We start from the raw sequence: 25,177 nt of genomic DNA on the forward strand, positions 1-25,177 counted from the left end.
GAGGATCAAGCCGTCATGTTCGAACTTGCCCTCGATGTCGTGTTTCTGCTGATCCTCGCGGCCTTCGCGGCGGGGTTCATCGACGCCATTGCGGGCGGCGGCGGGCTGATCACCGTGCCGGTGCTGATGCTGGCGGGGCTGCCGCCGGCGCAGGCGCTCGCCACCAACAAGGTGCAGGGCGTGTTCGGGGCGGCCACCGCGGCGATCAGCTATGCGGCCTCCGGCCATGTCGATCTGCGGCGGCAACTGGGGGCGGCGTCGGTCTCGTTCCTCGCCGGGCTGATCGGGGCGTTCTGCGTGACGCTGATCCCGACCGAGGCGCTGCGCTATCTTCTGCCCCTGCTGCTGATCGGGATTGCCGCATTCTTTGCGCTCAAGCCCGGTCTCGGCGATGCGGACCGCACCGCCCGGATCAGCCCCTTACAATTCACCGCCTTCGTGGTCCCGCTGATCGGATTTTACGACGGGCTTCTGGGTCCGGGCACGGGGTCGTTCTTCATGCTGGGCTTCGTGATGCTGGCGGGTTACGGCATCCTGCGGGCCACGGCGCATACCAAGCTGCTGAATTTCGCCTCCAATCTCGGCGGGCTTGTGGCCTTTGCACTTGTCGGCAAGCCGCTCTGGATCACCGGGCTGGCGATGGGGGTGGCGCAGATCGCCGGGGCCTGGGTCGGGTCCGTTCTGGCGATGCGGGTGGGCGCGCGGCTGATCAAGCCGCTGCTGGTCGTGACCTCGACGGCATTGGCGCTGAAACTGCTGCTCGACCTGGTCTAGATCGGCAGCCCGCCATCCTGCTTGGCCGATTTCAGCACGATTTCGGACCGCACCTGCGTCACCTGAGAATGCTGCAACAGCCGGTCATGGATGAAATCCGCCAGCGCATCCAAATCGCGGACCTGCAATTCCAGCACGTAATCCGCATCGCCCGAGACCGAATGCGCCGCCCGCACCTCTGGCTGCGCGGCGGCGAAGCTGGCGAAATCCTTGTCGCCCGCCGCGCCATGGCTGCGCAGATTGACCCGCGCAAAGGCCCTGATCCCGAAACCAAGCGCCCGCGCATCCAGCCGCGCCGTATAGCCCCGGATCGCGCCCGATCGTTCCAGCGCCGCCCGCCTGCGCGAGCATTGCGAGGGAGAGAGATTCACCCGCTCCGACAATTGCGCATTGGTCAGCGCCCCGTCGCGCTGCAATGCGGCAAGGATTGCACGATCAAAGCTGTCATGCGTGATTTCGGCCATTATCCCGCGCCCAATGCACAAACCATGCATAGATTTGCCGTATCGCGCCTTCATTGCAACCCACTTGCATCCCGGTTGCTGCATAATCGTCTTCAAGCAAACAGGAGGATTTCATGGGACCGTTTCCCCACGACGCACCGAAGGCCGAGATCAGCGACGCCAACCCCGCGGGCACGGACGGGTTCGAGTTCGTTGAGTTCGCCCATCCGAACCCGGCGGAGCTCGATTCGCTGTTCCGCAAGATGGGGTTCGTGCCGGTGGCAAAGCACAAGTCGAAGAATGTCACCCTCTACCGCCAGGGCGGCATCAATTACGTGCTGAACGCCGAACCGGACAGCCATGCCAGCCAGTTCATCACCGATCACGGCCCCTGCGCGCCCGCCATGGGCTGGCGCGTGGTGGATGCGCAACACGCGCTGAAACGCGCGGTAGACCTGGGCGCCGAGGAATATACCGGCCCCGGCAAGGTGCTGGATTTCCCGGCCGTGCGCGGGATCGGCGGCAGCCTGCTCTATTTCATCGACAAATATGACGACACCGGCAGCGCATGGGATGCGGAATATGACTGGCTCGGGGAAAAAGATCCGCGCCCGGAAGGCGTGGGCTTCTACTATATCGACCATCTCACGCATAACGTCGTGCGCGGGAACATGGACACCTGGTATAAATTCTACAACCAGACCTTCAATTTCCGCGAGATCCGCTATTTCGACATCAAGGGCAAGCAGACCGGGCTGTTCAGCCGCGCGCTGACCTCTCCCGACGGCAAGATCCGCATCCCGATCAACGAATCCGCCGATGAGCACAGCCAGATCGAGGAATATCTGAACGAATACAAGGGCGAAGGCATCCAGCATATCGCGGTGGCGTCCGAGGATATCTATGCCTCGACCGACGCGATTGCCGAAAACGGGCTGGAATTCATGCCGGGGCCGCCGGATGTCTATTACGAGATGTCCCGCAAGCGCGTGACCGGCCATGAGGAACCGCTGGAGAAGATGAAGAAACACGGCATCCTCATCGACGGCGAGGGCGTGGTCGATGGCGGCACGACGCGAATCCTGCTTCAGATCTTTTCGAAAACCGTGATCGGGCCGATCTTTTTCGAGTTCATCCAGCGCAAGGGCGATGACGGATTTGGCGAGGGGAATTTCCGCGCGCTGTTCGAATCGATCGAAGAGGACCAGATGCGCCGCGGCGTGCTGAAGGACACCGCCGCGGAATGAGTTGGCAGGACATCTCGACCGCGCCCGCGCCGGGCACGGTCGTCTGCAAGATCGACGAGGTCGAGGGGGTCAAAGCCCTCGACCTTGCCGGTTTTCCGCTGCTGGTGGTCCGGGATGCGGACGGGCTGCGCGGCTTCGTCAATCTCTGCCCGCATCAATATCTGCCGCTGGATTACCAGGGCACGCGCATTCTGTCGGCCGATGGCGCGCGGCTGATCTGCAGCTCGCACCAGGCGCAATTCGACTGCCGGACCGGCGCTGTTATTGCCGGGCCGGCCGGCTGCGGGCTCGACCCGGTGCCGCTGCGTCAGGAGGCGGACCGCGTGGTCATTGCGGAGGGGTGATTCTGCCCGCCGTCGCGCCGCATCCTCAAGCATGGCTGGCCGCCTACCAGATACCCGCGTGACTGCCCCGGCTCGCCCCATAATGGGGATGCGCTGTCAACCCCTAGATATATGTCAGCCAAGCCACACAAAATATTGACAGCCCCCCGGGCTTGGGCACAAGATGAACGGGTTCTGGCACAGGGGGAATCACCCCGAAGCGGGCGAGACGCGACACAGGCGACACGCTGACAAGACCCGCGGCGAACAGGGCCGGAATGTCAACAAACCATGGTGCCGGGGCCATGGGCGCATCGGTGGGAAGGCTCGTCTTTTCCGCCAGATTCCGTTCCTTCCGGTGCCGCACAGAGAATGAGGGATCAGATGAGCATCACCGTTTACTCCAAGCCGGCCTGCGTCCAGTGCACCGCCACCACCCGCGCCCTGCAGGCGCGCGGAATCGAATTCGACGTGGTCGATCTGACCCAGGACGAAGATGCCTATGCGCATGTTTCGGATCTGGGCTATCGTCAGGCACCCGTCGTCATCGCTGGCGATTCGCATTGGTCCGGCTTCCGGCCCGACCTGATCGGCCAGCTGTCCTGATTTCCGGCGGCAGGCTCTATTGGCACCGGTCGTATGGCACAGCTTGTTTTCTTTTCCTCTCGGTCGGGCAATACGGCGAATTTCGTCTCCCGGCTGGGTGTGGACGCGCTGCGCATCCCGATCAGCCCCGATGAGCCGATGCCCGCACCCGATCAGCCATATGTGCTGATCACACCGACATTTGCGGATGGCGAAGGCCGGGGCGCCGTGCCCCGGCAGGTCATCCGCTTTCTGAACGATCCCGGCCGGCGTGCGCTCATCCGCGGCGTGATCTCGGCCGGGAACCGCAATTTCGGAAAATTCTTCGCCGCCTCGGGCGACGTCATTGCCCGCAAATGCGGGGTGCCCCTGCTGTGCCGGTTTGAACTTGCCGGCACCGATCACGACATTGCCCGCATCCGCGACGGGCTTCATCGATTCTGGAGAGAGACATGCTTGACGACCGCCTGAACCGTCCTGCGCCAGAGGCAAAGGACTATCACGCGCTGAACGCGATGCTGAACCTGTATGACGATGCGGGCCAGATCCAGTTCGACGCGGACCGGAAGGCGGCGCGGCAGTATTTCCTGCAGCATGTGAACCAGAACACGGTGTTCTTCCACAGCCTCGACGAAAAGCTCGGCTATCTGGTCGAAGAGGGCTATTACGACCCGGCCGTGCTGGACCAGTATTCCAAGAATTTCCAGCGCAGGATCTGGGATGAGGCCTATGGCAAGAAATTCCGCTTCCCCAGCTTTCTCGGCGCGTTCAAGTACTACACCTCCTACACGCTGAAGACCTGGGACGGGCAGCGTTACCTGGAGCGGTATGAGGACCGCGTGGTCATGGTCGCGCTGACGCTGGCGCGGGGTGATGAGGCGCTCGCAATGCGGCTGATGGAGGATATCGTCGAAGGGCGGTTCCAGCCCGCGACGCCCACCTTCCTCAATGCCGGCAAGCAGGCGCGGGGCGAGTTCGTCTCCTGCTTCCTGCTGCGCATCGAAGACAACATGGAATCCATCGGGCGCGGCATCAACTCGGCCCTGCAACTGTCGAAACGCGGCGGCGGCGTGGCTTTGATGCTGACCAATATCCGCGAGCATGGCGCGCCGATCAAACAGATCGCCAACCAGTCCTCCGGCGTGATCCCGGTGATGAAACTGCTTGAGGACAGCTTCAGCTATGCCAACCAGTTGGGCGCGCGGCAGGGGGCGGGTGCGGTCTATCTGAACGCGCATCACCCCGATATTCTGCGCTTCCTCGACACCAAGCGCGAGAATGCCGATGAAAAGATCCGCATCAAGACGCTGAGCCTCGGCGTGGTGATCCCCGATATCACCTTCGAGCTGGCAAAGAAGAACGAGGATATGTATCTCTTCTCGCCCCATGATGTGCAGAAGGTGTACGGGGTGCCGTTCTCGGATATCTCGGTCACCGAGAAATATCACGAGATGGTCGACGATCCGCGCATCCGCAAGAAAAAGATCAACGCGCGGGCGTTTTTCCAGACCATTGCCGAGATCCAGTTCGAATCCGGCTATCCCTATATCATGTTCGAGGACACGGTGAATGCGGCGAACCCCATCGCCGGCCGCATCGCCATGTCCAATCTGTGCAGTGAAATCCTGCAAGTGAACACGCCGTCTGAGTTCAATGACGACCTCTCCTATGCCGAGATGGGCACGGATATTTCCTGCAATCTCGGCTCTCTCAACATCGCCAAGGCCATGGATAGCGGCGATCTGGCCGGCACGGTGGGCACCGCCATCCGGGCGCTGAACGCGGTGTCCGAAATGTCGTCGATCGACAGCGTGCCCTCGATCCGCAAGGGCAATGACGAAAGTCACGCGATCGGGCTGGGCCAGATGAATCTGCATGGCTATCTGGCGCGCGAGCGGATCCATTACGGCTCGGAAGAAGGGATCGACTTCACCAATATCTATTTCGCCACGGTGCTGTATCACGCGCTGCGCGAATCCAATGCGCTGGCGAAGGAGCGCGGCCGCAGCTTTGCCGGGTTCGAGGAGTCGAAATACGCCGATGGCTCGTTCTTCGACAAATATACGGACCGCGACTGGCTGCCCGAGACCGACCGGGTGAAAGAGCTGTTTGCCGAGGCCGGGATCGAGGTGCCGAGCCGCGAGGACTGGGCCGCGCTGCGGGACGCCGTCATTGCCGATGGGCTCTACAACCGCAATTTGCAGGCGGTGCCGCCGACCGGCTCGATCAGCTATATCAACTACGCCACCTCCTCGATCCATCCGATCACGGCGAAGATCGAGGTCCGCAAGGAAGGCAAGATCGGCCGCGTCTACTACCCCGCGCCGTATATGACGAACGACAATCTGGAGTTCTACCGCGACGCCTATGAGATCGGCCCCGAGGCGATCATCGACACCTATGCCGCGGCCACCCAGCACGTCGATCAGGGCCTGTCGCTGACCCTGTTCTTCCCCGCCGACGCCACGACCCGCGACATCAACCGCGCCCAGATCTATGCGTGGAAGAAGGGGATCAAGACCATCTACTATATCCGCCTGCGCCAGAACGCCCTTGAGGGGACCGAGGTTCAGGGCTGCGTTTCCTGCACGCTGTAAGGACGAACACCATGAAAGACGCCATGAACACCGCCCGCGCCGTGCCCGCCGCCGTCAACTGGAACCGGCTGCAGGATGACAAGGATCTGGAGATCTGGAACCGGCTGACCGCCAATTTCTGGCTGCCGGAAAAGGTGCCGCTGTCCAACGATATCCAGAGCTGGTCGCAGCTGACCGAGGCCGAGCAGAAGCTGACGATCCGCGTCTTTACCGGGCTGACGCTGCTCGACACGATCCAGAACACGGTGGGCGCGCCGGCGCTGATGCCCGATGCGCTGACGCCGCATGAAGAAGCCGTGCTGAGCAATATCTCCTTCATGGAGGCGGTGCATGCGCGCAGCTATTCCAGCGTGTTCTCGACGCTGTGCCAGACCTCCGAGGTGGACGAGGCGTTCCGCTGGTCCTCGGAAAACGAGCAATTGCAGGCGAAATCGCGGCTGATCCTGGATGAGTATGACAGCACCGGCCACCCGCTGAAAAAGAAGATCGCCAGCGTGTTCCTGGAAAGCTTCCTGTTCTATTCGGGCTTCTATCTGCCGATGCACTGGTCCAGCCGGGCGCGGCTGACCAACACCGCCGATCTGATCCGGCTGATTATCCGGGACGAGGCGATTCACGGCTATTATATCGGCTACAAATTCCAGCGTGGGCTGGAAAAACTGACCGAATCCGAGCGGGCGGAGCTGAAGGATTTCGCCTTTTCGCTGCTCTTCGATCTCTACGAGATCGAGGGGAAATACACCGAGACGCTGTATGATCCGGTGGGGCTGACCGAGGATGTGAAGACCTTCCTGCATTACAACGCCAACAAGGCCCTGCAAAACCTGGGCTACGAGGCGCTGTTCCCGGCCGAGGCCTGCAAGGTCTCGCCCGCGATCCTGGCGGCGCTGTCGCCCAATTCGGACGAGAATCACGACTTCTTCTCGGGCTCGGGTTCCAGCTACGTCATCGGCAAGGCGGTCGCGACCGAGGATGAGGACTGGGATTTCTGATCCCGACAACCCATAAGCGTGATCTAGGGGGCGTGCCGCGGCGCGCCCTTTTTCATGGCCCGTTCAACGCCGCCGGACCCCGGTCACAGCCGTGTCACAGACCATGCACCGGGCGTGCACAGCCTGTACACCATGTGTACACCGGCAACGCGCGTTGCGTTCAGTCGATCCCGAGCATCTGTTTTTCCCACAGCTCGGTCAGGTTCTTGCCCGACCGCTCGCGCGCCCGGCCCGCCTCTCGCCTTGCAGCCGGCAGGTGGCCCTCGCGGGCCAGCACGTTCAGACAGTCATGCAGCGTCTCCTGCACCTCCAGCACGGCGGTGCCGTCGCGGGCGATGGGCGCGAAGAAACTGGCATAGAGCTGCGGCACATCCAGCGGCGGGGCATGGACGCGGGGATAGTCCGGCTCGCGTTCCTCCTCCAGCGGGCGGTGGAATTCCTGCAGCACGCGGGTGCCGGCGCGCAGCACCTCGATGGCGGTGCCGGGATCGTTGATCCCCGGCGACAGCGCCTTGCTGGCCACCTCGCCCAGCACGGTCATGCCGTATTGCAGATCCTGGTCGAAATTGCGCGAGGTGCCGAGGGTGAAGCAATCGCGCATGGCGTGCTGGAACTTGTCCTCGACCTGCGCCGAGAGCCGCAGCAGCACCTCGCCGCGATGGGCGTATTTGCCCGGCATCCGGCGGATCTCCACCTCCACCCCGGCCAGCTCGGACGCCTCCTGCAACTCGGCCATGTCGATATAGCGGACATAGCCGGGCGTGTCGGCGGTGATGACCGGCGCGGTGTCGGGCAGGACCGACTGGCCGGGCACCGCGCCCAGGGCGGGCGATTCGCGATAGAGCCGGGTCGGCCGCATCGCGGCCTCCTCGATCCGGTCGATGATGTCGCTCATCCGGCCGAATTCGTTGAGATGGTTGACCCAGCGCAGAAGCGCCCAGGTGATCAGGAAGATGTCGAGCAGCGTGGCGATGAACAGCAGCACCCGCGCCTTGTCGGGATACATGCCCGCCGACAGCCCGATGATGCCGACGATGGAGAACAGGAAGGAGCCGATGAAGATCGACACCGCGGTCTGGGCGACGCGGTCCTCCTCCAGCAGGCGTGTCGCGCGCGGGGTGGCGTTGGCGGTGGCCGATGAATAGGCCGAGACGATGATCGACATCGAGAAGGTCGTCACCGCCAGCATCGACGAGGCAATGATGTTCAGAAGCGAGCCGACCGAGCCCGAGGCCAGGTCGATCTTCGGGATATAGGGCAGGTAGGGGCCGACGAATTGCGCGGTCAGTGCCAGACCGATCCCGGCCAGGCTGTAGAGCACGACCCGCACCCACATCTTGCGAAGCTGCTCGCGCAGCTTCATCGCCCAGCCGCTATGCACCCAGCGAAACATGCCTGACCCCTTGCCGCACCATCTGCGCCGGTCGCGACCGGCAGGCATGTTGTGGCGGTTTTCGGCCGCGGGATCAATGCGTCCCGCGCGGGCCGGGCCGGGGTCTTACCGTGCCGGGGTCTCACCGGGCCGGTCGGGCCGCGTTGCGCCGCACCTGTCCGCGCAACCCGCGGCCGGGGTCAGTGCCGCGTCGCCTCGCGCGTGGTGGACAGCGCCACCATCGACACGCCGGTTGAGATCAGCTCCACCGCCAGCAGGATGCCCAGCAGCGTCGCGGCCGAGGCGGGGAAATTGCCCAGCACCATCGCGCCCAGCACGACCGAGACGAGGCCGCTGAGCATCATCAGCCAGAAGGCCGGTGTGCCGCGCAGATCCATCGCCAGCACGATCTTGAAGATGCCGGCGATGATGAAGGTGACGGCGGCAGCGAACGTCAGCGAGACGATCCCGGCCAGCGGGTTCAGGAGCAGGAACACCCCCAGCAGGATACAGGCCAGCCCCAGCAGGATCACCCAGATCCGCCCGGCCCAGCCGACGGTCTGGAAGGCCGCGCCGATCTGGAGCCCGCCGATGAAGATGAAGGACCAGCCGGCGAAGCGTTCCGCGGTCAGCGTCGCCATGAAGGGATTGGCCAGCGCCAGGATCCCCGCGAGGACCGACAGGATGCCGATCACGATCCAGAGAATACGACCTGTCATGTTGAAGACTCCACTCGAAATGACGCGCCCCGCCATCGGTGCAAACCGGCGGCGCACCCTGTCCGGGGTCGTGCCATTTCTGCGTGCATTGCGCCACGAAATTCCACCCCCAACCCGCCGAATCACCGAAAGCTTCACGGAGCTGTGGCTTTTCTCACCCGCTTTGCCGGGTCAGAATGGGAAGACCAAGAAGAGATTGTCTGGCCATGTCGCATTTCCGCATCCTGCCCGTGATCGTCCTGGCGCTGGCGATGGCCCTGCCGGGTGCGGGCCAGGCCGCGATCACGGAGACCAGGCAGGCCATCGTGGTGATGAACCACAAGGGCGGCAATGTGCTGGACATGGTGAAGCTGCGCAGCCGGCTGGAACGCTCGGGCAAGCGGGTGGAGGTGCGGGGCTATTGCCGGTCCGCCTGCACCATGCTGATTACCATGCGCAATGCCTGCCTGGGGCCGCATGCGACGATCGGGTTTCACGCGCCGCGCATTCCGAACACCCAGATCATCCCGCCCTATGTCGATCAGATCATGGGGATGTTCTATCGCAACGGCATCCGCGAGCGATGGGAGCGGGAGTGGAAGGGCTCGCTGAAGATGCACAAGATCACGGCGCGGGATTATATTCGCCTCGACCCGCAGTCACGCATCTGTAACAATTGATGATGGAGAGCCCGCGCCGTGGCGCGGGCCCCTACCATTGGTCAACTCGTTAACAGCCACCGGAACTGCGCGTTCCGGTGGTACCCCTGATCCGCCAACGGACGGAAAGTCTGGCTCTGGCCAGGCCGGGCACATGTCACCTGTCACTCTGAACCGTCGGGCGGCGTCGCCCGTGGGCCTGACGAACTGGCAGAGGAACACATGGTCACTGGCGAGGGTTCCGGCAAGTAACTTGTCCTTTCGGGCAGGTTTCGCAGTAAACACAGATCCGGGATTTGCACGTTTCGCGGGAATTTCGGGATTTATCAGGCGCTGAGATCCCGCAAAACCACCTTACAACAAGGGATTGTCCAATGCGGTCGCAGCGACCGGCCGAACCGGTCGGTCCAACGGCCCCGCGCGGTCACGGCGCTTCACAGGGCGGCGAGACGCGGCGGCGCGCGCGGCTCAGTCGCGCAGCCGCCAGCCGGTCAGGAAGATCCAGCGGATGATCCCCATGCAGACCAGGATCATCAGCCCGACCGCGAACAGCGACAGCCCGACCGGCACATCGGCCATGTCGAAGAACGACCAGCGAAACCCCGAGATCAGGTAGAGCACCGGGTTCAGCTTGGCCACCGTCTCCCAGACCGGCGGCAGCATCGAGGCGGAGTAGAAGGCCCCGCCCAGGAACACCAGCGGCGTGATGACCATCATCGGCACGATCTGCAACTGCTCGAAATTCTTCGCCCACAGACCGATGATGAAACCCAGCAGCGAAAACGCGAAGGAGGTCAGGAACAGGAAGGCCAGCATCCAGACCGGATGGGCGATCTGCGCGCCGACGAAGAAGAAGCTGGTCAGCAGGATGAGCATGGAGATCAGGATCGCCTTCGACGCCGCCGCGCCGACGAAGCCCACCGAGACCTCGATCCAGCCGGCCGGGGCGACCAGATATTCATAGATCGTGCCGGAAAACTTCGGGAAATAGATCCCGAAGGAGGCGTTGGAGACGGATTGCTGCAGCACGGTCAGCATCATCAGGCCGGGCACGATGAAGGCGCCGTAAGGGATGCCTTCGACCGACTGGATGCGCCCGCCGATCGCGGCGCCGAACACCACGAAATACAGCACGGTGGACAGCACGGGCGAGGCGATGGACTGCCAGACCGTGCGGAAGAAACGTGACATTTCATGGCCGTAAATGGCCCGGATCGCGCCAGTATTGATCATGCCGTGGCCTCCTTCAGTGCGGGCCGGGCCGCGTCGTCGCGGTCTGGCCCCTCGTCATCCGGTTCGGCCACCAGCGACATGAACACCTCCTCCAGGCTGGATTGCTTGGTGGAGACGTCGCGGACCTGAAGCCCCAGCCCGGCCAGATCGGCCAGCAGCCGGGCGATGCCGGTGCGCTCGGACCGGGTGTCATAGTCGTAACCCAGGCGCCTGCGATCATCGGACAGAGTCAGGCCGCGTTCGGCCAGCGACGCGGGCAGCGCGTCCAGCGGCTCCTGCAATTCGACGGTCAGGTGCTTCTTGCCGAATTCGCCCATCAGCTCGTCCTTGGGCTGCATCAGCAAGAGCTTGCCGTGGTTGATGACCCCGATCCGGTCGGCCATCTCCTCGGCCTCTTCCAGGTAATGGGTGGTCAGGATGATCGTGACCCCGTCGCGGCGAAGCTGTTCGACGACCTGCCACATCTCGCGGCGCAGCGCGACATCGACCCCGGCGGTGGGCTCGTCCAGAAACAGGATCTTGGGCTGATGCGACAGCGCCTTGGCGATCAGCACCCGGCGCTTCATGCCGCCCGAGAGTTCCCGCGTGGCGGCATCCTTCTTGTCCCACAGCGCGAGGCTGCGGAGCACCTGTTCCAGATAGGCGTCATCGGGCGGCGCGCCGTAGAGCCCGCGGGTGAAGCGGACCGAGTTGAGCACCGTCTCGAACGGCTCCAGCGTGATTTCCTGCGGCACCAGCCCGATCAGCTTGCGCGCGGCGCGCCAGTCGGTGCGGATGTCGTGCCCGCCCACGCGCACCGTGCCGCCGCTGGGCACGACCAGCCCGCAGATGATCGAGATCAGCGTCGTCTTGCCGGCCCCGTTCGGCCCCAGCAGCGCCACGATCTCGCCCTCGTCGATTTGCAGCGAGACATCGTCCAGCGCCTTGGGTCCGTTGACATATTGCTTGCTCAGACGATCGACGTCGATGATTGCATTCATCGTGATATTCCCATCCCGGATGCGGCGCGTGCGACGCTATTGCGCGCGGGCGGTGTTGTCTACGTGCGGCTGGCGGTGTTTCAGCGTCACCGCCAGAATCACGCTCAGCCCCAGAAACAGCAGCGAGCCGGTGGTGAAGGCCGCCGGATAGCCCCATTGTGCCACCAGCGGCTGGCTGGCCACGGGTGACAGGAACTGGCCCAGGAAGAACGAGGATGTCACCAGGCCCGACACCAGCCCGCGGCGGTTGAACGGCGCGGCATTCAGCGCCGTGGTGATGAAGGTGGGCATGCAGAAGCCCAGCCCCGACCCGATCAGCGCGGTCCCGGCCATCGCCAGCGGCAGCGCCGTGGCCTGCGCCAGGATCCAGAACCCGCCCGACAGCAGCAGGAACCCCGTGACCGGCGTGCCGATCCGGCCCAGCAGCGGCCGCACCAGCCCGGAAATCACCGCCGAGACCGCGGCGGCCAGCATCATCGAGGCCATCACCTCGCCCGCGTAGCGCGGATCTTCCAGCCCGATCTCGGCCAGGTGATAGGGAAGCTGGGTCGGGATGGCGTAGAACACCACGAAGGTCAGCGCCGCGGCGGTCGCCATGATGAGCACGGTGACGGGCCAGCCCGGCTCTCCGCCGCCGCCGGGCATGGCGGTGCCTGGGTTCTGCTCGGCGCTGCGGTCGGGTTCGGGCAGTAGGCGCCACAAAAGCGGGAAGATCGGCAGCGCCAGCCCGTAGATCAGGAAGGGCAGGCGCGGGCTGATCGCGGCCAGGAATCCCGCCGTCATCACGAAGATCAGCCCGCCCAGATTGACCGCGGCAAGCTGATAGCCCATCAGCCGCCCGCGCTCCGGCCCGGTGAAGTAATCCCCGATCAGCGCGGCCTGCGCGGTCATGATCCCCGCCACCCCAAGGCCCAGCGCCAGGCGGGACGCCAGGATCGCCTCCAGCGATTGCAGATAGAGACCCGCCGTCCCGGCAAGCAGATAGATCCCCAGCCCGGTGAACAGCGGCAGGCGGCGGCCCAGCCGGTCCACCATCACCCCCGCGAAGGGCGCGATGATGGCCACGACCAGCGACGGCGCGGTAATCAGCAGCCGGGTCAGCAATTCGGCATTGGGATTGTCGGGAAACATCGCCTGGATGCCCGGCAGGGCCGGGGTAATCGTCGCGTTCGACATGATGGTCAGCGTTGCCGCCAGCATCACGCCCCAGGCACGGGAGTCCCTCAGGATCCGGTCGATCATGCAGCCTTCTTCCGATCATAGGGGGATGCCGCGCGCGCCGGGCCCAGGGCCGCGATCCACCAGCGCAGACGATCCCCGAAATGGGACATGGCGGCCGATGCGGCCGCGTGGTCCTCAGGATCGGTCAGCCGGCCTGAATCGTCAAACCGATTCCATGGCGCCGCGAAGCTGACCGTGTCACGCAGCGTCACGGCGTGCAGCTCGGCAAAGACCGGGCGCAGCGCCTCGACCGCGCGCAGCCCGCCCGAGATCCCGCCATAGGAGACGAAGCCGACCGGCTTGGCCTGCCAGACATGTTTCTGCGAATCGATCAGCGTTTTCAGCGGCCCCGGCGCGGCGTGGTTGTATTCCGGCGTCACCACCACATAGGCCGCGGCCGGCTCCAGCCGTGCCGTCAGCCGCGCCGCCGCCGCCTCGTCGCCGGTCTGGATCGGCAGGAATTCCGGGTCGGCCGGGTCGATCACGTCGGGGCTGTATCCCTGCTGCTGCATGGCGCGGACCACCCAGGCGGTGACGCGGTCGTTGATCCGCCCGGCGCGAATCGAGCCCTGGATGACGGCAATCTGGTTGTGATGAGACATTTGTCTTTCCTTGAAATCTGTTTCGATGCGGCGCACCCTAAGACCTCAACAATAGTTTAGGACAAGAGCATAATGTCGTTTGAAAACAGTGGCACCCGCCGTCCGCCACCGATGCTGTCCGTCGGCGCGCTAGCCAAGCGGAGCGGGTTTTCCGTCTCCGCCATCCATTTCTACGAGCGCGAGGGGCTGATTCGGGCGACGCGGAACGGGGCCAATCACCGCCGCTATACCCGCGCCGCGCTGCGGGTGCTGGCGATCATCCGGGCCGGGCAGCGCGCCGGCATCCCGCTGGCCGAGATCCGGCAGGCCATCGCGCCTGCGCTGGACGGACTACCGCTGAACCGCGATCAATGGGGCCGGATCTCGGCGGCGTGGCGCGACGATCTCGACCGGCGGATCGAGACGCTTTCCCTGATGCGCGAACGGCTGGCCGGCTGCATCCAGTGCGGCTGCCTGTCCCACGACCAGTGCCCGATCTTCAATGAAAACGACCGCGCCGCCGCCTGGGGGCCGGGCGCGCACCGGCTGGGGGCAGAGGCCGAGGCGGGCCGGCGCTAGCCCCGCGCGGCCATGATGCTCTCGTCGAGGATATCCAGCGCCTCGGTAAACACCGCATCGGGGATGGTCAGTGGCGCGAGGAAGCGGATCACATTGCCGTTCACCCCGCAGGTCAGCAGGATCAGGTTGCGCTTCAGCGCCTCCTCGCGCACCCGGTTGGCCATGTCGGTGTTGGGCCGGTCGCTGCCCGCGATGTTGAACTCCACCGCGTTCATGAAACCCGGCCCGCGAATATCGACGATCTCCGGCACCGCATCGCGCAGACCCGCCAGGCGCTGTTTCAGCCGCTGGCCCAGACGTTCGGCGCGGTCGCACAGCCCCTCCTCCTCGATCACGTCGAGCACGGCATGGGCGGCGGCCACGCCCAGCGGATTGCCGGCATAGGTGCCGCCCAGGCCCCCCGGCGCAGGGCTGTCCATCACCTCCGCCCGGCCGGTCACGGCGGAGATCGGGAACCCGCCGCCCAGCCCCTTGGCCATGGTGGTCAGATCGGCGGCCACGCCGTGATGTTCCATCGCGAACAGCTTGCCGGTGCGGGCGAATCCGGTCTGCACCTCGTCGGCGATCAGCAGGATGGAATGCGCGTCGCAGATCTCGCGCAGCCGCGACATGAATCCCTGCGGCGCCTCGTAGAACCCGCCCTCGCCCTGCACCGGCTCGACGATGATCGCGGCCACACGCTCCGGCTCCAGATCGGCCTTGAACAGGCGTTCCAGCGCCGCGACGGCCACGTCCTGGCTGACTCCGTAGAGATCGTTCGGAAACGGCAGATGCCAGATGTCGTTCATCATCGGCCCGAACCCGGCCTTGTAGGGCTGGACCTTGCCGGTCAGCGCCATGCCCATGAAGGTCCGCCCGTGAAACCCGCCCGCGAACGAGATCACCGCCGGGCGCTTGGTATAATGCCGCGCGATCTTGATCGCGTTTTCCACCGCCTCGGCCCCGGTGGTGGCGAAAATGGTCTTTTGCGGCCCCGCGCCGGGCACGAGATCGTTCAGCCGCTCGGCCAGCGTGACGTAGTTCTCGTAAGGCACGACCTGGTGGCAGGTATGGGTGAAGCGGTCGAGCTGCGCGCGCACCGCCGCCATCACCTTGGGATGGCGATGCCCGGTATTGACCACCGCGATGCCGGCGGCGAAGTCGATATAGCGATTGCCGTCCCTGTCCCAGATCTCGGCATTCTCGGCCCGCTCGGCATAGATCTGCGTGGTCATGCCCACGCCGCGCGAAATCGCGGCATTCTTGCGCTCGGTCAGCTCCGCCATGATGGCCCCCCTGGTCGTTCCCGGAATCTCTCGCAGCGATGATTGCGCCCTTCGCCGCGTTCCGGCAAGGGGGTGACGCTTGCCTCATTGCGCCCGCTCGGGCATCGTCGGCGCAAAGAAGGACACCAGATGTTTCCGATCCGCGATCACAACCCGTCCGAGCGCACGCCCTATATCCGCAACCTGCTGATCTTCCTGAACCTTGTCATGTTCGTGCTGACCATGCCCTGGGCCGGCGGCATGACCGCGCTGTGGGAGGATCTGGCGCTCTACCCGGTGGCGGTGACGAATGGCGCCAATCTCTGGGGGCTGGTGACGCATATGTTCCTGCATGCGGGCATCCTGCATATCGCGGGCAACATGCTGTTTCTCTGGGTGTTCGGGGATAATCTGGAAGACCAGATGGGGCATCTGGGGTTCCTGGTCTTCTATCTCGCCTGCGGGCTGGCGGCGGCGGGCGCGCAGATCGCCGCCAACCCGTCCGACGGCATCCCGATGGTCGGGGCATCCGGCGCGATTGCCGGGGTGATGGGCGGCTATCTCTTGCTGTTTCCCAAGGCCAAGGTGGATGTGCTGGCGATCATCATCATCGTCATCAAGATCTTCACCATCCCGGCCTGGGTGATGCTGGGGCTGTGGTTCCTGTTCCAGGTCTTCGGCAGCTTCTCCCTGATGGGCGATGATGGCGTCGCCTACTGGGCCCATGCCGGGGGGTTCGTGGCCGGGATCGTGCTGGCCGCCCCGGTGCTGATGCGCCGCGGCGGGCGCAGCTTCTGGGACCGCACCCACGGCCACCCGCCGCATCCGGCGGTGAAATACAACCGCAGCCGCATCCCGCAGGTCCGGCGGTGAGCCTGCCGCCGATCACCGATCCCCACCGGCTGAGCTGCCATTGCGGCGCGGTCGAACTGGCCGTGACGCTGCCGGACGGGCTGGGCACCGCGCGCCGCTGCGACTGTTCCTTCTGCCGCCGCCGGGGGGCAGTCGCCGTCACCGTGCCGCTGGACGGGCTGCGCGTGGTGAAGGGGCTGGAACACCTGACGCTCTACCAGTTCAACACCGGCACCGCGCAGCATTATTTCTGCGCCATCTGCGGCATCTACACCGATCACCGCCGCCGCTCGAACCCCAACGAATACGGGGTGAACGCCGCCGCGCTCGAAGGGGTGAATCCGCGCGATCTCGACCCGGTGCCGTGGTCGGACGGGGTCAACCACTCCTCCGACCGCTAGGCGTTCTTCTTCACCCAAATACCCAGGGACACCGCGCCTCAGCCCGCCCGCACCCCGGCAGCGGCGTAATTCACCGACAGGTCTCGATCCGACAGCGACCAGTCCCAGCTCAGCGGGTTGAACACCATGCCGGTGCGGTCGGCCACGCGCAGCCCGGCCGCCTGCATCATCTCTGCCAGCTCGTCAGGCGTGATGAATCGCCGCCACTCATGCGTGCCCTTCGGCAGCCAGCGCATCACCCATTCCGCGCCGATGATCGCGGCGGCAAAGCTGCGCGCGGTGCGGTTCAGCGTGGACATGACCAGCAGCCCGGACGGGTTCAGCAGATCGTGGCAGGACTGCACAAAACCGGGCGGATCGGCCACATGCTCGACAATCTCCATCGCCAGCACCGCGTCGAAGCGTTCGCCCGCCGCCAGCAGCGCCTCGGCGGTCTCGGCGCGGTAATCGATCTCCAGCCCGACCTGTTCGGCATGGATCCGCGCCACCTCGATATTCTTCGGCGCGGCATCCGCGCCCACCACCTGCGCCCCCAGCCGCGCCATGGGTTCCGACAACAGCCCGCCGCCGCAGCCGATATCCAGGATCCGCAGCCCCTCGAACGGGCGGGGCGCTTTCAGGTCGCGCCCGTATTCCGCCGCGATCTGGCGGGTGACATAGCCCAGCCGCACCGGGTTCATCATGTGCAGCGGCTTGAACTTGCCCTTCGGATCCCACCACTCGGCGGCCATCGCCTCGAATTTCGCGATCTCGGACGGGTCGCGGCTGTCACTCGTCATCGTCGTCGGTCCTTTCACGGCTGATCCGTCGCGTATATAGGGGAAACATGGATCGCACAGCAGGGCAAATCGGCGCAGCGCGCCTCTATCCGCATATCGAGCCCTTCGACCGGCGAAAGCTCGCCGTGGGTGGCGGCCACACGCTCTATGTCGAGCAATCCGGCAATCCGCGGGGCCGGCCGGTGGTGGTGCTGCATGGCGGGCCGGGCGGCGGGTGCAGCCCGCTGATGCGGCGCTTCTTCGATCCGGCCCATTACCGCGCCATCCTGTTCGATCAGCGCGGCTGCGGGCTGTCCACGCCCCATGCCAGCGTCACCGACAACACCACCGCCGATCTGGTCGCCGATATCGAGCGCATCCGCGAGGCGCTGGAGATCCCCGGCTGGGCGGTGTTCGGCGGAAGCTGGGGGGCGACGCTGGGCCTGGCCTATGCGCAGGCCTTTCCGGAACGGGTCTCCGCGCTGATCCTGCGCGGGGTGTTCCTGGGCACCGGGGCCGAGCTCGACTGGTTCTATGGCGGCGGCGCGTCCCGGTTCTGGCCGGAACGCTGGCAGGAATTCTGCGCCCCCATCCCCGAGGCCGAGCGCGGCGACATGATCGCCGCCTATCACCGGCGGCTGTTTTCCGGCAATGGCAGGCTGGAACGGCAGATGGCGCGGCACTGGGTGATGTGGGAAAACGGGCTGGCGGGGATGGATATCGCCCGGCCCGCCGCCTCGGCCTCGGATTACGCCCGCGCCTTCGCCCGGATCGAGTGTCATTATTTCCGCAATCGCTGCTTTCTGGACGAGGGCCAGCTTCTGGCCAATCGCCACCGGATCGAGACGATCCCCTGCCAGATCGTGCAGGGCCGCTATGACATGGTCTGCCCGCCCGTAAGCGCCCATGCGCTGGCCGAGGGCTGGCGCGGCGCAAGGCTGCGGCTGATCCCCGGATCGGGCCATGCCCTGTCCGAGCCGCTGATCGCCGCCGAGCTGGTAAGCGTGATGGACGAGATGAAGGGGACGCTGTGATGGCTGCCTATTATTTCCTGATGTTCCTCGCCGCCAGCGGCGCGGCCGCCGTCACCGGCAGCGTGTTCCGCCCCGGCCGCTGGTATCTGACCCTGCAGAAACCCGGCTGGACGCCGCCGCGCAAGGCCTTCCCGATCATCTGGACGGCGCTCTACGTGCTGTCCGCCATCGCCGCGACCCGCATCGCGCTCAGCCCCGATCCCGCGCCGGGCCTGGCGCTGTGGACGGTGCAGATCACGCTGAACACGCTGTGGACCCCGGTGTTCTTCGGCGCGCAACGCATGGGCATGGGCATGATCGTCATCGCGCTGCTCTGGGTGGTGCTGGCGGCGACCGTGGTGATGTTCCTGATGACCGACCTGATGGCAGGCCTGCTGATGATCCCCTATTTCACCTGGGTCGGCCTCGCCGCGGCGCTGAACTGGCGGATCTGGCGCGACAACGGCGAATCGGCTTGAACTCCGCCGCCCGCGGCGCTATATCGGCGTCAACAGCGGTGCAGGCTTCCACCCCCTGCGCCACCGCAACCACGTCAACGGGCCGCTGCGGGCCCGTTTTTTATTGTCCGAGAGCCCCTCATTTTCAGGGAAGCGCATGTCGAACGACCTGATCGCCAAGACCGCCATCGACCGCCGCCTGGCGGAGATCATCACCCCCGTCATCGAGGATATGGGGTTCGAGCTGGTGCGCGTCCGGCTGCAAGGCGGCAAGACCGCGACGCTGCAGATCATGGCCGACCGCCCCGATGGCGGGATCAATGTGGATGATTGCGGCGAGATCTCGACCATGGTCAGCGCCACGCTGGATGTCGAAGACCCGATCGAGGACAAATACATGCTCGAGGTCTCCTCGCCCGGCATCGACCGGCCGCTGACCCGGCTCAAGGATTTCGCCACCTATGAAGGCTATGACGCCAAGCTGGAAACCGACCAGCAGATCGACGGGCGCAAGCGCTTCACCGGCGTGCTGGCGGGTGTCGAGGGCGAGGACGTGCTGATCAATATCGAGGTCGGGGGCGAGACCCAGACCATCGGGCTGAATTTCGACTGGCTGGCCGATGCCAAGCTTTTGCTCACCGACGAGCTGATCGCGGAAATGCTGCGCCAGAAGAAAGAGGCCGGGGTCGAGATCGACAATCTCGACGAATCCATGTTCGACGAAGTGCAAACGGAAGACGGCGCGGATGACGACGCCGCAACGAAGGAGTAAGTGATGGCAATCACCTCTGCCAACCAGCTTGAACTGCTGCAAACCGCCGAGGCCGTGGCCCGCGAGAAGATGATCGAGCCCGAGCTGGTCATCGAGGCGATGGAAGACAGCCTCGCCCGCGCGGCCAAGTCGCGCTATGGCGCGGAGATGGACATCCGCGTGGCCATCGACCGCAAGAACGGCAATGCGACCTTCACCCGCGTCCGCACCGTCGTCGACGAGGAATTGCTGGAAAACTACCAGGCCGAATTCACCGCCGACCAGGCGAAACCCTATTTCGAGCCGCAGAAGAACGCCCAGAACATCTGGCTGCGTGACGGCGCCCCGGTGGAGGATTTCGCCGCCGGCCCGCAGATCGGTGACGTGTTCCAGGAACAGGTCCCCCCGGTCGAGCTGGGCCGCATCGCCGCGCAATCGGCCAAGCAGGTCATCCTGCAGCGCGTCCGCGAGGCCGAGCGGGACCGCCAGTACGAGGAATTCAAGGACCGCGCCGGCTCGATCATCAACGGCATCGTCAAGCGCGAGGAATACGGCAATATCATCGTCGATATCGGCCGGGGCGAGGCGATCCTGCGCCGCAACGAGAAAATCGGCCGCGAAAGCTATCGCCCGAACGACCGTATCCGCGCCTATGTCAAGGATGTGCGCCGCGAAACCCGCGGCCCGCAGATCTTCCTGTCGCGCACCGATCCGCAATTCATGGCCGAATTGTTCAAGATGGAAGTGCCGGAGATCTATGACGGCGTGATCGAGATCAAGGCCGTGGCCCGCGATCCGGGCAGCCGCGCCAAGATCGGGGTGATCTCCTATGACAACTCCATCGACCCGGTCGGCGCATGCGTCGGCATGCGTGGCAGCCGCGTTCAGGCCGTGGTCGGCGAATTGCAGGGCGAGAAGATCGACATCATTCCGTGGTCGGAAGATCAGGCGACGTTCCTCGTGAACGCGCTGCAACCGGCCGAGGTCTCGAAGGTCGTCGTCGATGAGGACGCGCCGCGGATCGAGGTGGTCGTGCCCGAGGAACAGCTTTCGCTGGCCATCGGGCGGCGCGGCCAGAACGTGCGCCTGGCCAGCCAGCTTACCGGGCTGGATATCGACATCCTGACCGAGGAAGAGGAATCCCGGCGCCGTCAGGCCGAATTCAACGCCCGCACCCAGCTGTTCATGGACAGCCTGGACCTGGACGAATTCTTCGCCCAGCTTCTGGTGGCCGAGGGCTTCACCAATCTCGAAGAGGTCGCCTATATCGAGCAGGACGAGCTGCTGTCGATCGACGGGGTGGACGAAGCCACCGCCGAGGAGTTGCAGGCCCGCGCCCGCGACGTGATCGAGGCGGCGAACCGCGAGGCGCTGGAAAATGCGCGCGGTCTGGGTGCCGAGGACAGCCTCATTGAATTCGAGGGGCTGACCCCCCAGATGGTGGAGGCGCTGGCGAAGGACGGCGTCAAGACGCTGGAAGATTTCGCCACCTGCGCCGACTGGGAGCTGGCTGGCGGCTGGACCACGGTGGACGGGCAGCGCGTCAAGGATGAAGGGCTGCTGGAGCCGCATGGCATCTCGCTCGAAGAGGCGCAGGACATGGTGATGACCGCCCGCGTCATGTTGGGCTGGGTCGATCCCGACGAACTCGCCGCCGCCGCGGCCGCCGACGCCGCGGAGGATGGCGATGCGGCCGCCGACGCCGCCCCCGCCGAAGACGGCGCGCGCACCGAGGAGGCCGGGGCGTGATGCCCCGGACCGGACGCGGAAGCGGGTGCCATGACACGGGGCGGGCGCGATAAGGACCGGGAGACCGCCGAGCGGCGCTGTCTTGTCACCGGCGAGGTGCAACCGAAGGCGGGGCTGATCCGTTTCGTCCTCGGCCCGGACGGCATGGTCGTGCCGGATCTGGCCGAGAAACTGCCGGGGCGCGGCTTCTGGTTGACCTCGGACCGGACGGTGATCGACAAGGCCATTGCCAAGGGCGCCTTCTCGCGCGGTGCGAAGGCGCAGGCGACACCACCCGAAGGGCTGACCGCGCTGATCGAGCACGGGCTCGCGAAACGGGTGGTCGAACTGGTCTCGCTGGCGCGGAAATCGGGCCGCGCGGTGGCCGGGTTCGAGAAGGCCAAGGACTGGCTCGCGGCCGGTCGGGTGAAGGTTCTCCTGCAAGCGTCGGACGGCTCCGAACGCGGCAAGGGGAAGCTGTGGACACCGGAAGGGGCACGCTGGTTCGGCTGTCTCACCGCATCAGAATTGGGTTTGGCTTTCGGGCGCGATCATGTCATACACAGCGCGCTTTCGCAGGGCGGACTCGCCGAAAAAGTGATCCGGGACGCCGGCAGGCTGAATGGCCTGCGGGGGCAATCGGCCATCCGGGCCGGGAAGGAATAAGACGCAGATGAGCGATACAGACGGCAAGAAACCTCTCGGGCTCGGCGGCAATCGTCCGGGCCAGGTGAAGCAGAGCTTCAGCCACGGCCGCACCAAGAACGTGGTGGTCGAAACCAAGCGCAAGCGCGTTGTGGTCCCCAAGCCGGGTGCCGGTGCGGGCGGCGACAAGCCGCGCCCCTCGGTCACCCCCGGCAACGCGGCCCGCGCCGTCGCCTCCTCCTCCAAGCGTCCGGCCGGCATCTCGGATGCCGAAATGGAACGCCGTCTCAAGGCCTTGGCCGCCGCGAAGGCGCGCGAGGCCGATGAGGCCGCCGCCCGCGCCGCCGAGGAAAAGGCCCGCGAGGAAGAACGCGAGCGCCGCCGCGCCGAGGCCGAGGCCAAGGAGCGCGAGGAGCGCGAGCGCGAAGAGGCGCTGAAGGCCAAGGCCGAGGAAGAGGCCCGCAAGGCCGAAGAGGCCAAGCTGCGCGCCCAGAAGAAAGAGGAGGTGCGCAAGCCCGCCGCCAAGGACGCGCCGGTCGATGCCGCCGCCGCCCAGGCCGCCGCCTCGCGCGCCGAGACCAAGGGCGTGCCGAATCGCACCGCGCGCAACGATCGCGGCCGCGACAACCGCCCCGACGACCGTGATTCGCGCGGCAAGACCGACCGCGAGGGCCGCCGCTCGGGCAAACTCTCCGTCACCGCCGCGCTGGCAGGCGAAGGCGGGCGCCAGCGCAGCCTCGCCGCGATGAAGCGCAAGCAGGAACGCGCCAAGCAGAAAGCCCTCGGCGGCTCCTCCCGCGCCGAGAAACAGTCGCGCGAGGTGCAGTTGCCCGAGACCATCGTGGTCCAGGAACTCGCCAACCGCATGGCCGAACGCGCCGCCGACGTGGTCAAGTCGCTGATGAAGATGGGCATGATGGTCAATATGAACCAGCCCATCGACGCCGACACCGCCGAGCTGGTGATCGAGGAATTCGGCCACAAGACCGTGCGCGTCTCCGATGCCGATGTCGAACAGGTGATCGACACGGTCGAGGACAAGGACGAAGACCTGAAATCCCGCCCGCCGATCATCACCATCATGGGCCATGTCGACCACGGCAAGACCTCGCTTCTGGACGCGATCCGCAAGGCCAATGTCGTCTCGGGCGAGGCCGGCGGCATCACCCAGCATATCGGCGCCTATCAGGTGACGACGGAATCCGGCGCGGTGCTGTCCTTCCTCGACACGCCCGGCCACGCGGCGTTCACCTCGATGCGCGCGCGCGGTGCGAATGTCACCGATATCGTGGTGCTGGTCGTCGCCGCCGATGACGCGGTCATGCCGCAGACGATCGAGGCGATCAACCACGCCAAGGCCGCCGACGTGCCGATGATCGTGGCGATCAACAAGATCGACAAGCCCGACGCCGATCCGCAGAAGGTCCGCACCGACCTGCTGCAGCACGAGGTCATCGTGGAACAGCTTTCGGGCGAGGTGCAGGATGTCGAGGTCTCGGCCCATACCGGGCAGGGTCTGGACGAGCTGCTGGAAGCCATCGCCCTTCAGGCCGAGATCCTGGAACTCCGCGCCAATCCCGACCGCGCCGCACAGGGTGCCGTGATCGAGGCCAAGCTGGATGTGGGCCGCGGCCCCGTCGCCACGGTGCTGGTCCAGAACGGCACGCTCAAGCGCGGCGACATCTTCGTCGTGGGCGAGCAATGGGGCAAGGTCCGCGCCCTGATCGACGACAAGGGCGACCGCGTGGACGAGGCCGGGCCGTCCGTCCCGGTCGAGGTGCTGGGCCTCAACGGCACGCCCGAGGCCGGCGATGTGCTGAACGTCGTCGATACCGAGGCCCAGGCCCGCGAGATCGCCGAATACCGCTCGGAGGCCGCCAAGGACAAGCGCGCCGCCGCCGGTGCCGCCGTCACGCTGGATCAGATGCTGGCGCAGGCCAAGGCCAACGAGAACCTGGCCGAACTGCCCGTGGTCGTGAAGGCCGACGTGCAGGGCTCGGCCGAGGCGATCGTGCAGGCGCTGGAAAAGGTCGGCAATGACGAGGTCCGCGTCCGCGTGCTGCATTACGGCGTCGGGGCCATCACCGAATCCGATATCGGCCTGGCCGAGGCCTCCCGCGCCCCGGTCATCGGCTTCAACGTCCGCGCCAACGCGCCCGCCCGCAATTCGGCCAACCAGAAAGGGGTCGAGATCCGCTACTACTCGATCATCTACGACCTGGTGGACGACATCAAAGCCGCGGCCTCGGGCCTGCTGTCGGCCGAGGTGCGCGAGACCTTCATCGGCTATGCCGAGATCAAGGAGGTCTTCAAGATCACCGGCGTCGGCAAGGTCGCGGGCTGCCTAGTCACCGAAGGCATCGCCCGCCGCTCCGCCGGCGTCCGCCTGCTGCGCGACAACGTGGTGATCCACGAGGGCACGCTGAAGACGCTCAAGCGCCACAAGGACGAGGTCAAGGAAGTCCAGTCCGGCCAGGAATGCGGCATGGCCTTCGAGAATTACGACGACATCCGCCAAGGCGACGTGATCGAGATCTTCGAACGCGAGGAAGTTGAGCGGACGTTGTAACTGCTTATACTGCTTGGACTAGCGTGAATCAGGGCTCGCCATATTGGCGGGCCCTTTGTGCTATTCGTGGCAGGCGCAGAACACTTATCCACAGGCCATCCCCGATCTTGCCCCAGTAATTAACGGATTCACGACTTGTCAGGTGATTTAGACTATAAGATATTGATCCTGACGCCCGCCGTCACACCATATGTTGCTCCAAACCCCATCTATTGAGATCAGGGGTACATGGGGTACTCCATGGGCCGGGACATACTCGGATTACACTGGAGAAACATCATGGTATCGAACTGTGGTTGGCCGAAACCGGTGAGCGTGTGCTCATACATCCGGTTTCGGCATGGGCGGTGGGAGCACGTAAGTGCTCACTGCCGCTCATATCCGTCTCGGTAATGTCGTTGAGAGGACCCCGAGACTGACCTGAAGCGACGCGCGGGCGTCACCTTTCTCCATTGAATCATCCATGACTCTTGG

At 65.2% G+C, this 25,177-nt stretch carries 26 protein-coding genes; 17 read left to right on the forward strand and 9 right to left on the reverse strand.

The features are described 5' to 3' along the window. Window positions 1-15: 15 nt before the first annotated feature. Window positions 16-774 (forward strand): TSUP family transporter, encoded by a 759-nt coding sequence (locus tag BLT73_RS02900; protein ID WP_090520651.1) that lies wholly within the window; start codon window positions 16-18, stop codon window positions 772-774. On the opposite strand, the gene BLT73_RS02905 is transcribed toward BLT73_RS02900, so the two are convergent. Then, a complete protein-coding gene (locus BLT73_RS02905; protein WP_090520653.1) occupies window positions 771-1,238 on the reverse strand; it encodes an Lrp/AsnC family transcriptional regulator in 468 nt (155 codons plus the stop codon). The two genes, BLT73_RS02900 and BLT73_RS02905, sit on opposite strands and share 4 nt — an antisense overlap. Window positions 1,239-1,351: 113 nt before the next feature. On the opposite strand from BLT73_RS02905, the gene hppD reads away from it, so the two are divergent. The 6 genes from hppD to nrdF all read left to right on the forward strand — a co-directional run bounded on the left by hppD (window position 1,352) and on the right by nrdF (window position 6,961). Next, window positions 1,352-2,464, forward strand: a complete 1,113-nt coding sequence (gene hppD / locus BLT73_RS02910; RefSeq protein WP_090520654.1) for a 4-hydroxyphenylpyruvate dioxygenase — start codon at window positions 1,352-1,354, stop codon at window positions 2,462-2,464. Then, window positions 2,461-2,808, forward strand: coding sequence for a Rieske (2Fe-2S) protein (locus BLT73_RS02915; protein WP_090520656.1), 348 nt, complete (start codon window positions 2,461-2,463; stop codon window positions 2,806-2,808). Before hppD ends, BLT73_RS02915 begins: the two co-directional genes overlap by 4 nt. A 363-nt stretch (window positions 2,809-3,171) precedes the next feature. Then, window positions 3,172-3,393 (forward strand): glutaredoxin-like protein NrdH, encoded by a 222-nt coding sequence (nrdH, locus tag BLT73_RS02920; protein ID WP_090520968.1) that lies wholly within the window; start codon window positions 3,172-3,174, stop codon window positions 3,391-3,393. A 33-nt stretch (window positions 3,394-3,426) separates the two neighbouring features. Further along, window positions 3,427-3,843 carry a class Ib ribonucleoside-diphosphate reductase assembly flavoprotein NrdI gene (nrdI, locus tag BLT73_RS02925; protein WP_090520969.1) on the forward strand — a complete coding sequence of 139 codons (417 nt, stop codon included), beginning with the start codon at window positions 3,427-3,429 and terminating at the stop codon, window positions 3,841-3,843. Continuing rightward, window positions 3,825-5,969 (forward strand): class 1b ribonucleoside-diphosphate reductase subunit alpha, encoded by a 2,145-nt coding sequence (gene nrdE, locus BLT73_RS02930; protein WP_090520657.1) that lies wholly within the window; start codon window positions 3,825-3,827, stop codon window positions 5,967-5,969. The genes nrdI and nrdE overlap by 19 nt, the downstream gene beginning before the upstream one ends. Before the next feature lie 11 nt (window positions 5,970-5,980). Further along, complete coding sequence (gene nrdF / locus BLT73_RS02935; RefSeq protein ID WP_090520660.1) at window positions 5,981-6,961, forward strand: class 1b ribonucleoside-diphosphate reductase subunit beta; 981 nt, start codon at window positions 5,981-5,983, stop codon at window positions 6,959-6,961. Between the two features lie 160 nt (window positions 6,962-7,121). On the opposite strand, the gene BLT73_RS02940 is transcribed toward nrdF, so the two are convergent. Together BLT73_RS02940 and BLT73_RS02945 are read right to left on the reverse strand one after the other, a co-directional pair. Beyond that, window positions 7,122-8,354: a DUF2254 domain-containing protein gene (locus BLT73_RS02940; protein WP_176804859.1), complete on the reverse strand. Its 1,233-nt coding sequence runs from the start codon at window positions 8,352-8,354 to the stop codon at window positions 7,122-7,124. 179 nt (window positions 8,355-8,533) lie between these two features. Beyond that, on the reverse strand, window positions 8,534-9,052 hold the full coding sequence (locus tag BLT73_RS02945) for an HdeD family acid-resistance protein (RefSeq protein WP_090520663.1): 519 nt from the start codon (window positions 9,050-9,052) through the stop codon (window positions 8,534-8,536). A gap of 206 nt (window positions 9,053-9,258) precedes the next feature. On the opposite strand from BLT73_RS02945, the gene BLT73_RS02950 reads away from it, so the two are divergent. Continuing rightward, window positions 9,259-9,711 (forward strand): hypothetical protein, encoded by a 453-nt coding sequence (locus tag BLT73_RS02950; protein ID WP_090520666.1) that lies wholly within the window; start codon window positions 9,259-9,261, stop codon window positions 9,709-9,711. A 447-nt stretch (window positions 9,712-10,158) separates the two neighbouring features. On the opposite strand, the gene BLT73_RS02955 is transcribed toward BLT73_RS02950, so the two are convergent. From BLT73_RS02955 to BLT73_RS02970, 4 genes are read right to left on the reverse strand one after another with little or no spacing between them, the layout of a single operon-like run. Beyond that, complete coding sequence (locus tag BLT73_RS02955) at window positions 10,159-10,923, reverse strand: ABC transporter permease (protein ID WP_425438796.1); 765 nt, start codon at window positions 10,921-10,923, stop codon at window positions 10,159-10,161. Continuing rightward, window positions 10,920-11,903 carry an ABC transporter ATP-binding protein gene (locus tag BLT73_RS02960; protein ID WP_090520668.1) on the reverse strand — a complete coding sequence of 328 codons (984 nt, stop codon included), beginning with the start codon at window positions 11,901-11,903 and terminating at the stop codon, window positions 10,920-10,922. The genes BLT73_RS02955 and BLT73_RS02960 overlap by 4 nt, the downstream gene beginning before the upstream one ends. 36 nt (window positions 11,904-11,939) lie before the next feature. After that, window positions 11,940-13,145, reverse strand: coding sequence for an MFS transporter (locus BLT73_RS02965; protein WP_090520672.1), 1,206 nt, complete (start codon window positions 13,143-13,145; stop codon window positions 11,940-11,942). Beyond that, window positions 13,142-13,726 (reverse strand): NADPH-dependent FMN reductase, encoded by a 585-nt coding sequence (locus BLT73_RS02970; RefSeq protein ID WP_090520972.1) that lies wholly within the window; start codon window positions 13,724-13,726, stop codon window positions 13,142-13,144. Before BLT73_RS02970 ends, BLT73_RS02965 begins: the two co-directional genes overlap by 4 nt. A 72-nt stretch (window positions 13,727-13,798) precedes the next feature. On the opposite strand from BLT73_RS02970, the gene soxR reads away from it, so the two are divergent. Beyond that, entirely contained in the window at window positions 13,799-14,284 is a 486-nt protein-coding gene (soxR, locus tag BLT73_RS02975) for a redox-sensitive transcriptional activator SoxR (RefSeq protein ID WP_090520674.1), read from the forward strand. Here soxR and BLT73_RS02980 read toward each other — a convergent pair. Further along, the gene (locus BLT73_RS02980) at window positions 14,281-15,549 is read right to left on the reverse strand and encodes a 4-aminobutyrate--2-oxoglutarate transaminase (RefSeq protein WP_090520676.1); all 1,269 of its coding nucleotides are present in this window, start codon (window positions 15,547-15,549) and stop codon (window positions 14,281-14,283) included. The two genes, soxR and BLT73_RS02980, sit on opposite strands and share 4 nt — an antisense overlap. A gap of 129 nt (window positions 15,550-15,678) precedes the next feature. Here BLT73_RS02980 and BLT73_RS02985 point away from each other — a divergent pair, with 129 nt between their 5' ends. After that, window positions 15,679-16,401 (forward strand): rhomboid family intramembrane serine protease, encoded by a 723-nt coding sequence (locus tag BLT73_RS02985; RefSeq protein ID WP_090520678.1) that lies wholly within the window; start codon window positions 15,679-15,681, stop codon window positions 16,399-16,401. Then, window positions 16,398-16,781: a GFA family protein gene (locus tag BLT73_RS02990; protein ID WP_425438797.1), complete on the forward strand. Its 384-nt coding sequence runs from the start codon at window positions 16,398-16,400 to the stop codon at window positions 16,779-16,781. Before BLT73_RS02985 ends, BLT73_RS02990 begins: the two co-directional genes overlap by 4 nt. A 38-nt stretch (window positions 16,782-16,819) precedes the next feature. On the opposite strand, the gene ubiG is transcribed toward BLT73_RS02990, so the two are convergent. After that, complete coding sequence (ubiG, locus tag BLT73_RS02995) at window positions 16,820-17,560, reverse strand: bifunctional 2-polyprenyl-6-hydroxyphenol methylase/3-demethylubiquinol 3-O-methyltransferase UbiG (protein ID WP_090520680.1); 741 nt, start codon at window positions 17,558-17,560, stop codon at window positions 16,820-16,822. A gap of 47 nt (window positions 17,561-17,607) precedes the next feature. On the opposite strand from ubiG, the gene pip reads away from it, so the two are divergent. The 6 genes from pip to infB all read left to right on the forward strand — a co-directional run bounded on the left by pip (window position 17,608) and on the right by infB (window position 24,703). Beyond that, window positions 17,608-18,573, forward strand: a complete 966-nt coding sequence (gene pip, locus BLT73_RS03000) for a prolyl aminopeptidase (RefSeq protein WP_090520682.1) — start codon at window positions 17,608-17,610, stop codon at window positions 18,571-18,573. Then, window positions 18,573-19,031 carry a tryptophan-rich sensory protein TspO gene (tspO, locus tag BLT73_RS03005; RefSeq protein WP_090520684.1) on the forward strand — a complete coding sequence of 153 codons (459 nt, stop codon included), beginning with the start codon at window positions 18,573-18,575 and terminating at the stop codon, window positions 19,029-19,031. The genes pip and tspO overlap by 1 nt, the downstream gene beginning before the upstream one ends. A 136-nt stretch (window positions 19,032-19,167) precedes the next feature. Further along, window positions 19,168-19,782 carry a ribosome maturation factor RimP gene (gene rimP / locus BLT73_RS03010; RefSeq protein WP_090520686.1) on the forward strand — a complete coding sequence of 205 codons (615 nt, stop codon included), beginning with the start codon at window positions 19,168-19,170 and terminating at the stop codon, window positions 19,780-19,782. Between the two features lie 3 nt (window positions 19,783-19,785). Then, window positions 19,786-21,510: a transcription termination factor NusA gene (gene nusA, locus BLT73_RS03015; protein WP_090520688.1), complete on the forward strand. Its 1,725-nt coding sequence runs from the start codon at window positions 19,786-19,788 to the stop codon at window positions 21,508-21,510. Between the two features lie 30 nt (window positions 21,511-21,540). Next, window positions 21,541-22,155 (forward strand): RNA-binding protein, encoded by a 615-nt coding sequence (locus BLT73_RS03020; RefSeq protein WP_090520690.1) that lies wholly within the window; start codon window positions 21,541-21,543, stop codon window positions 22,153-22,155. Window positions 22,156-22,162: 7 nt separating this feature from the next. Then, a complete protein-coding gene (infB, locus tag BLT73_RS03025) occupies window positions 22,163-24,703 on the forward strand; it encodes a translation initiation factor IF-2 (protein ID WP_090520692.1) in 2,541 nt (846 codons plus the stop codon). Window positions 24,704-25,177: the final 474 nt, after the last annotated feature.

The organism is Paracoccus isoporae, from assembly GCF_900101865.1.
Taxonomy (GTDB): domain Bacteria; phylum Pseudomonadota; class Alphaproteobacteria; order Rhodobacterales; family Rhodobacteraceae; genus Paracoccus; species Paracoccus isoporae.

Bases quoted from the DNA above. Each gene is read 5' to 3' on its own strand.
- BLT73_RS02980 (WP_090520676.1), bottom strand. From the start codon at position 15,549: ATGGCGGAGCTGACCGAGCGCAAGAATGCCGCGATTTCGCGCGGCGTG.
- nrdE (WP_090520657.1), top strand. From the start codon at position 3,825: ATGCTTGACGACCGCCTGAACCGTCCTGCGCCAGAGGCAAAGGACTAT.
- rimP (WP_090520686.1), top strand. From the start codon at position 19,168: ATGTCGAACGACCTGATCGCCAAGACCGCCATCGACCGCCGCCTGGCG.
- BLT73_RS02955 (WP_425438796.1), bottom strand. From the start codon at position 10,923: ATGATCAATACTGGCGCGATCCGGGCCATTTACGGCCATGAAATGTCA.
- BLT73_RS02985 (WP_090520678.1), top strand. From the start codon at position 15,679: ATGTTTCCGATCCGCGATCACAACCCGTCCGAGCGCACGCCCTATATC.
- BLT73_RS02940 (WP_176804859.1), bottom strand. From the start codon at position 8,354: ATGTTTCGCTGGGTGCATAGCGGCTGGGCGATGAAGCTGCGCGAGCAG.
- tspO (WP_090520684.1), top strand. From the start codon at position 18,573: ATGGCTGCCTATTATTTCCTGATGTTCCTCGCCGCCAGCGGCGCGGCC.
- pip (WP_090520682.1), top strand. From the start codon at position 17,608: ATGGATCGCACAGCAGGGCAAATCGGCGCAGCGCGCCTCTATCCGCAT.
- hppD (WP_090520654.1), top strand. From the start codon at position 1,352: ATGGGACCGTTTCCCCACGACGCACCGAAGGCCGAGATCAGCGACGCC.
- BLT73_RS02960 (WP_090520668.1), bottom strand. From the start codon at position 11,903: ATGAATGCAATCATCGACGTCGATCGTCTGAGCAAGCAATATGTCAAC.
- nrdF (WP_090520660.1), top strand. From the start codon at position 5,981: ATGAAAGACGCCATGAACACCGCCCGCGCCGTGCCCGCCGCCGTCAAC.
- soxR (WP_090520674.1), top strand. From the start codon at position 13,799: ATGTCGTTTGAAAACAGTGGCACCCGCCGTCCGCCACCGATGCTGTCC.
- BLT73_RS02900 (WP_090520651.1), top strand. From the start codon at position 16: ATGTTCGAACTTGCCCTCGATGTCGTGTTTCTGCTGATCCTCGCGGCC.
- BLT73_RS03020 (WP_090520690.1), top strand. From the start codon at position 21,541: ATGACACGGGGCGGGCGCGATAAGGACCGGGAGACCGCCGAGCGGCGC.
- ubiG (WP_090520680.1), bottom strand. From the start codon at position 17,560: ATGACGAGTGACAGCCGCGACCCGTCCGAGATCGCGAAATTCGAGGCG.
- BLT73_RS02965 (WP_090520672.1), bottom strand. From the start codon at position 13,145: ATGATCGACCGGATCCTGAGGGACTCCCGTGCCTGGGGCGTGATGCTG.
- BLT73_RS02945 (WP_090520663.1), bottom strand. From the start codon at position 9,052: ATGACAGGTCGTATTCTCTGGATCGTGATCGGCATCCTGTCGGTCCTC.
- BLT73_RS02970 (WP_090520972.1), bottom strand. From the start codon at position 13,726: ATGTCTCATCACAACCAGATTGCCGTCATCCAGGGCTCGATTCGCGCC.
- BLT73_RS02905 (WP_090520653.1), bottom strand. From the start codon at position 1,238: ATGGCCGAAATCACGCATGACAGCTTTGATCGTGCAATCCTTGCCGCA.
- BLT73_RS02950 (WP_090520666.1), top strand. From the start codon at position 9,259: ATGTCGCATTTCCGCATCCTGCCCGTGATCGTCCTGGCGCTGGCGATG.
- nrdI (WP_090520969.1), top strand. From the start codon at position 3,427: ATGGCACAGCTTGTTTTCTTTTCCTCTCGGTCGGGCAATACGGCGAAT.
- BLT73_RS02915 (WP_090520656.1), top strand. From the start codon at position 2,461: ATGAGTTGGCAGGACATCTCGACCGCGCCCGCGCCGGGCACGGTCGTC.
- infB (WP_090520692.1), top strand. From the start codon at position 22,163: ATGAGCGATACAGACGGCAAGAAACCTCTCGGGCTCGGCGGCAATCGT.
- nusA (WP_090520688.1), top strand. From the start codon at position 19,786: ATGGCAATCACCTCTGCCAACCAGCTTGAACTGCTGCAAACCGCCGAG.
- nrdH (WP_090520968.1), top strand. From the start codon at position 3,172: ATGAGCATCACCGTTTACTCCAAGCCGGCCTGCGTCCAGTGCACCGCC.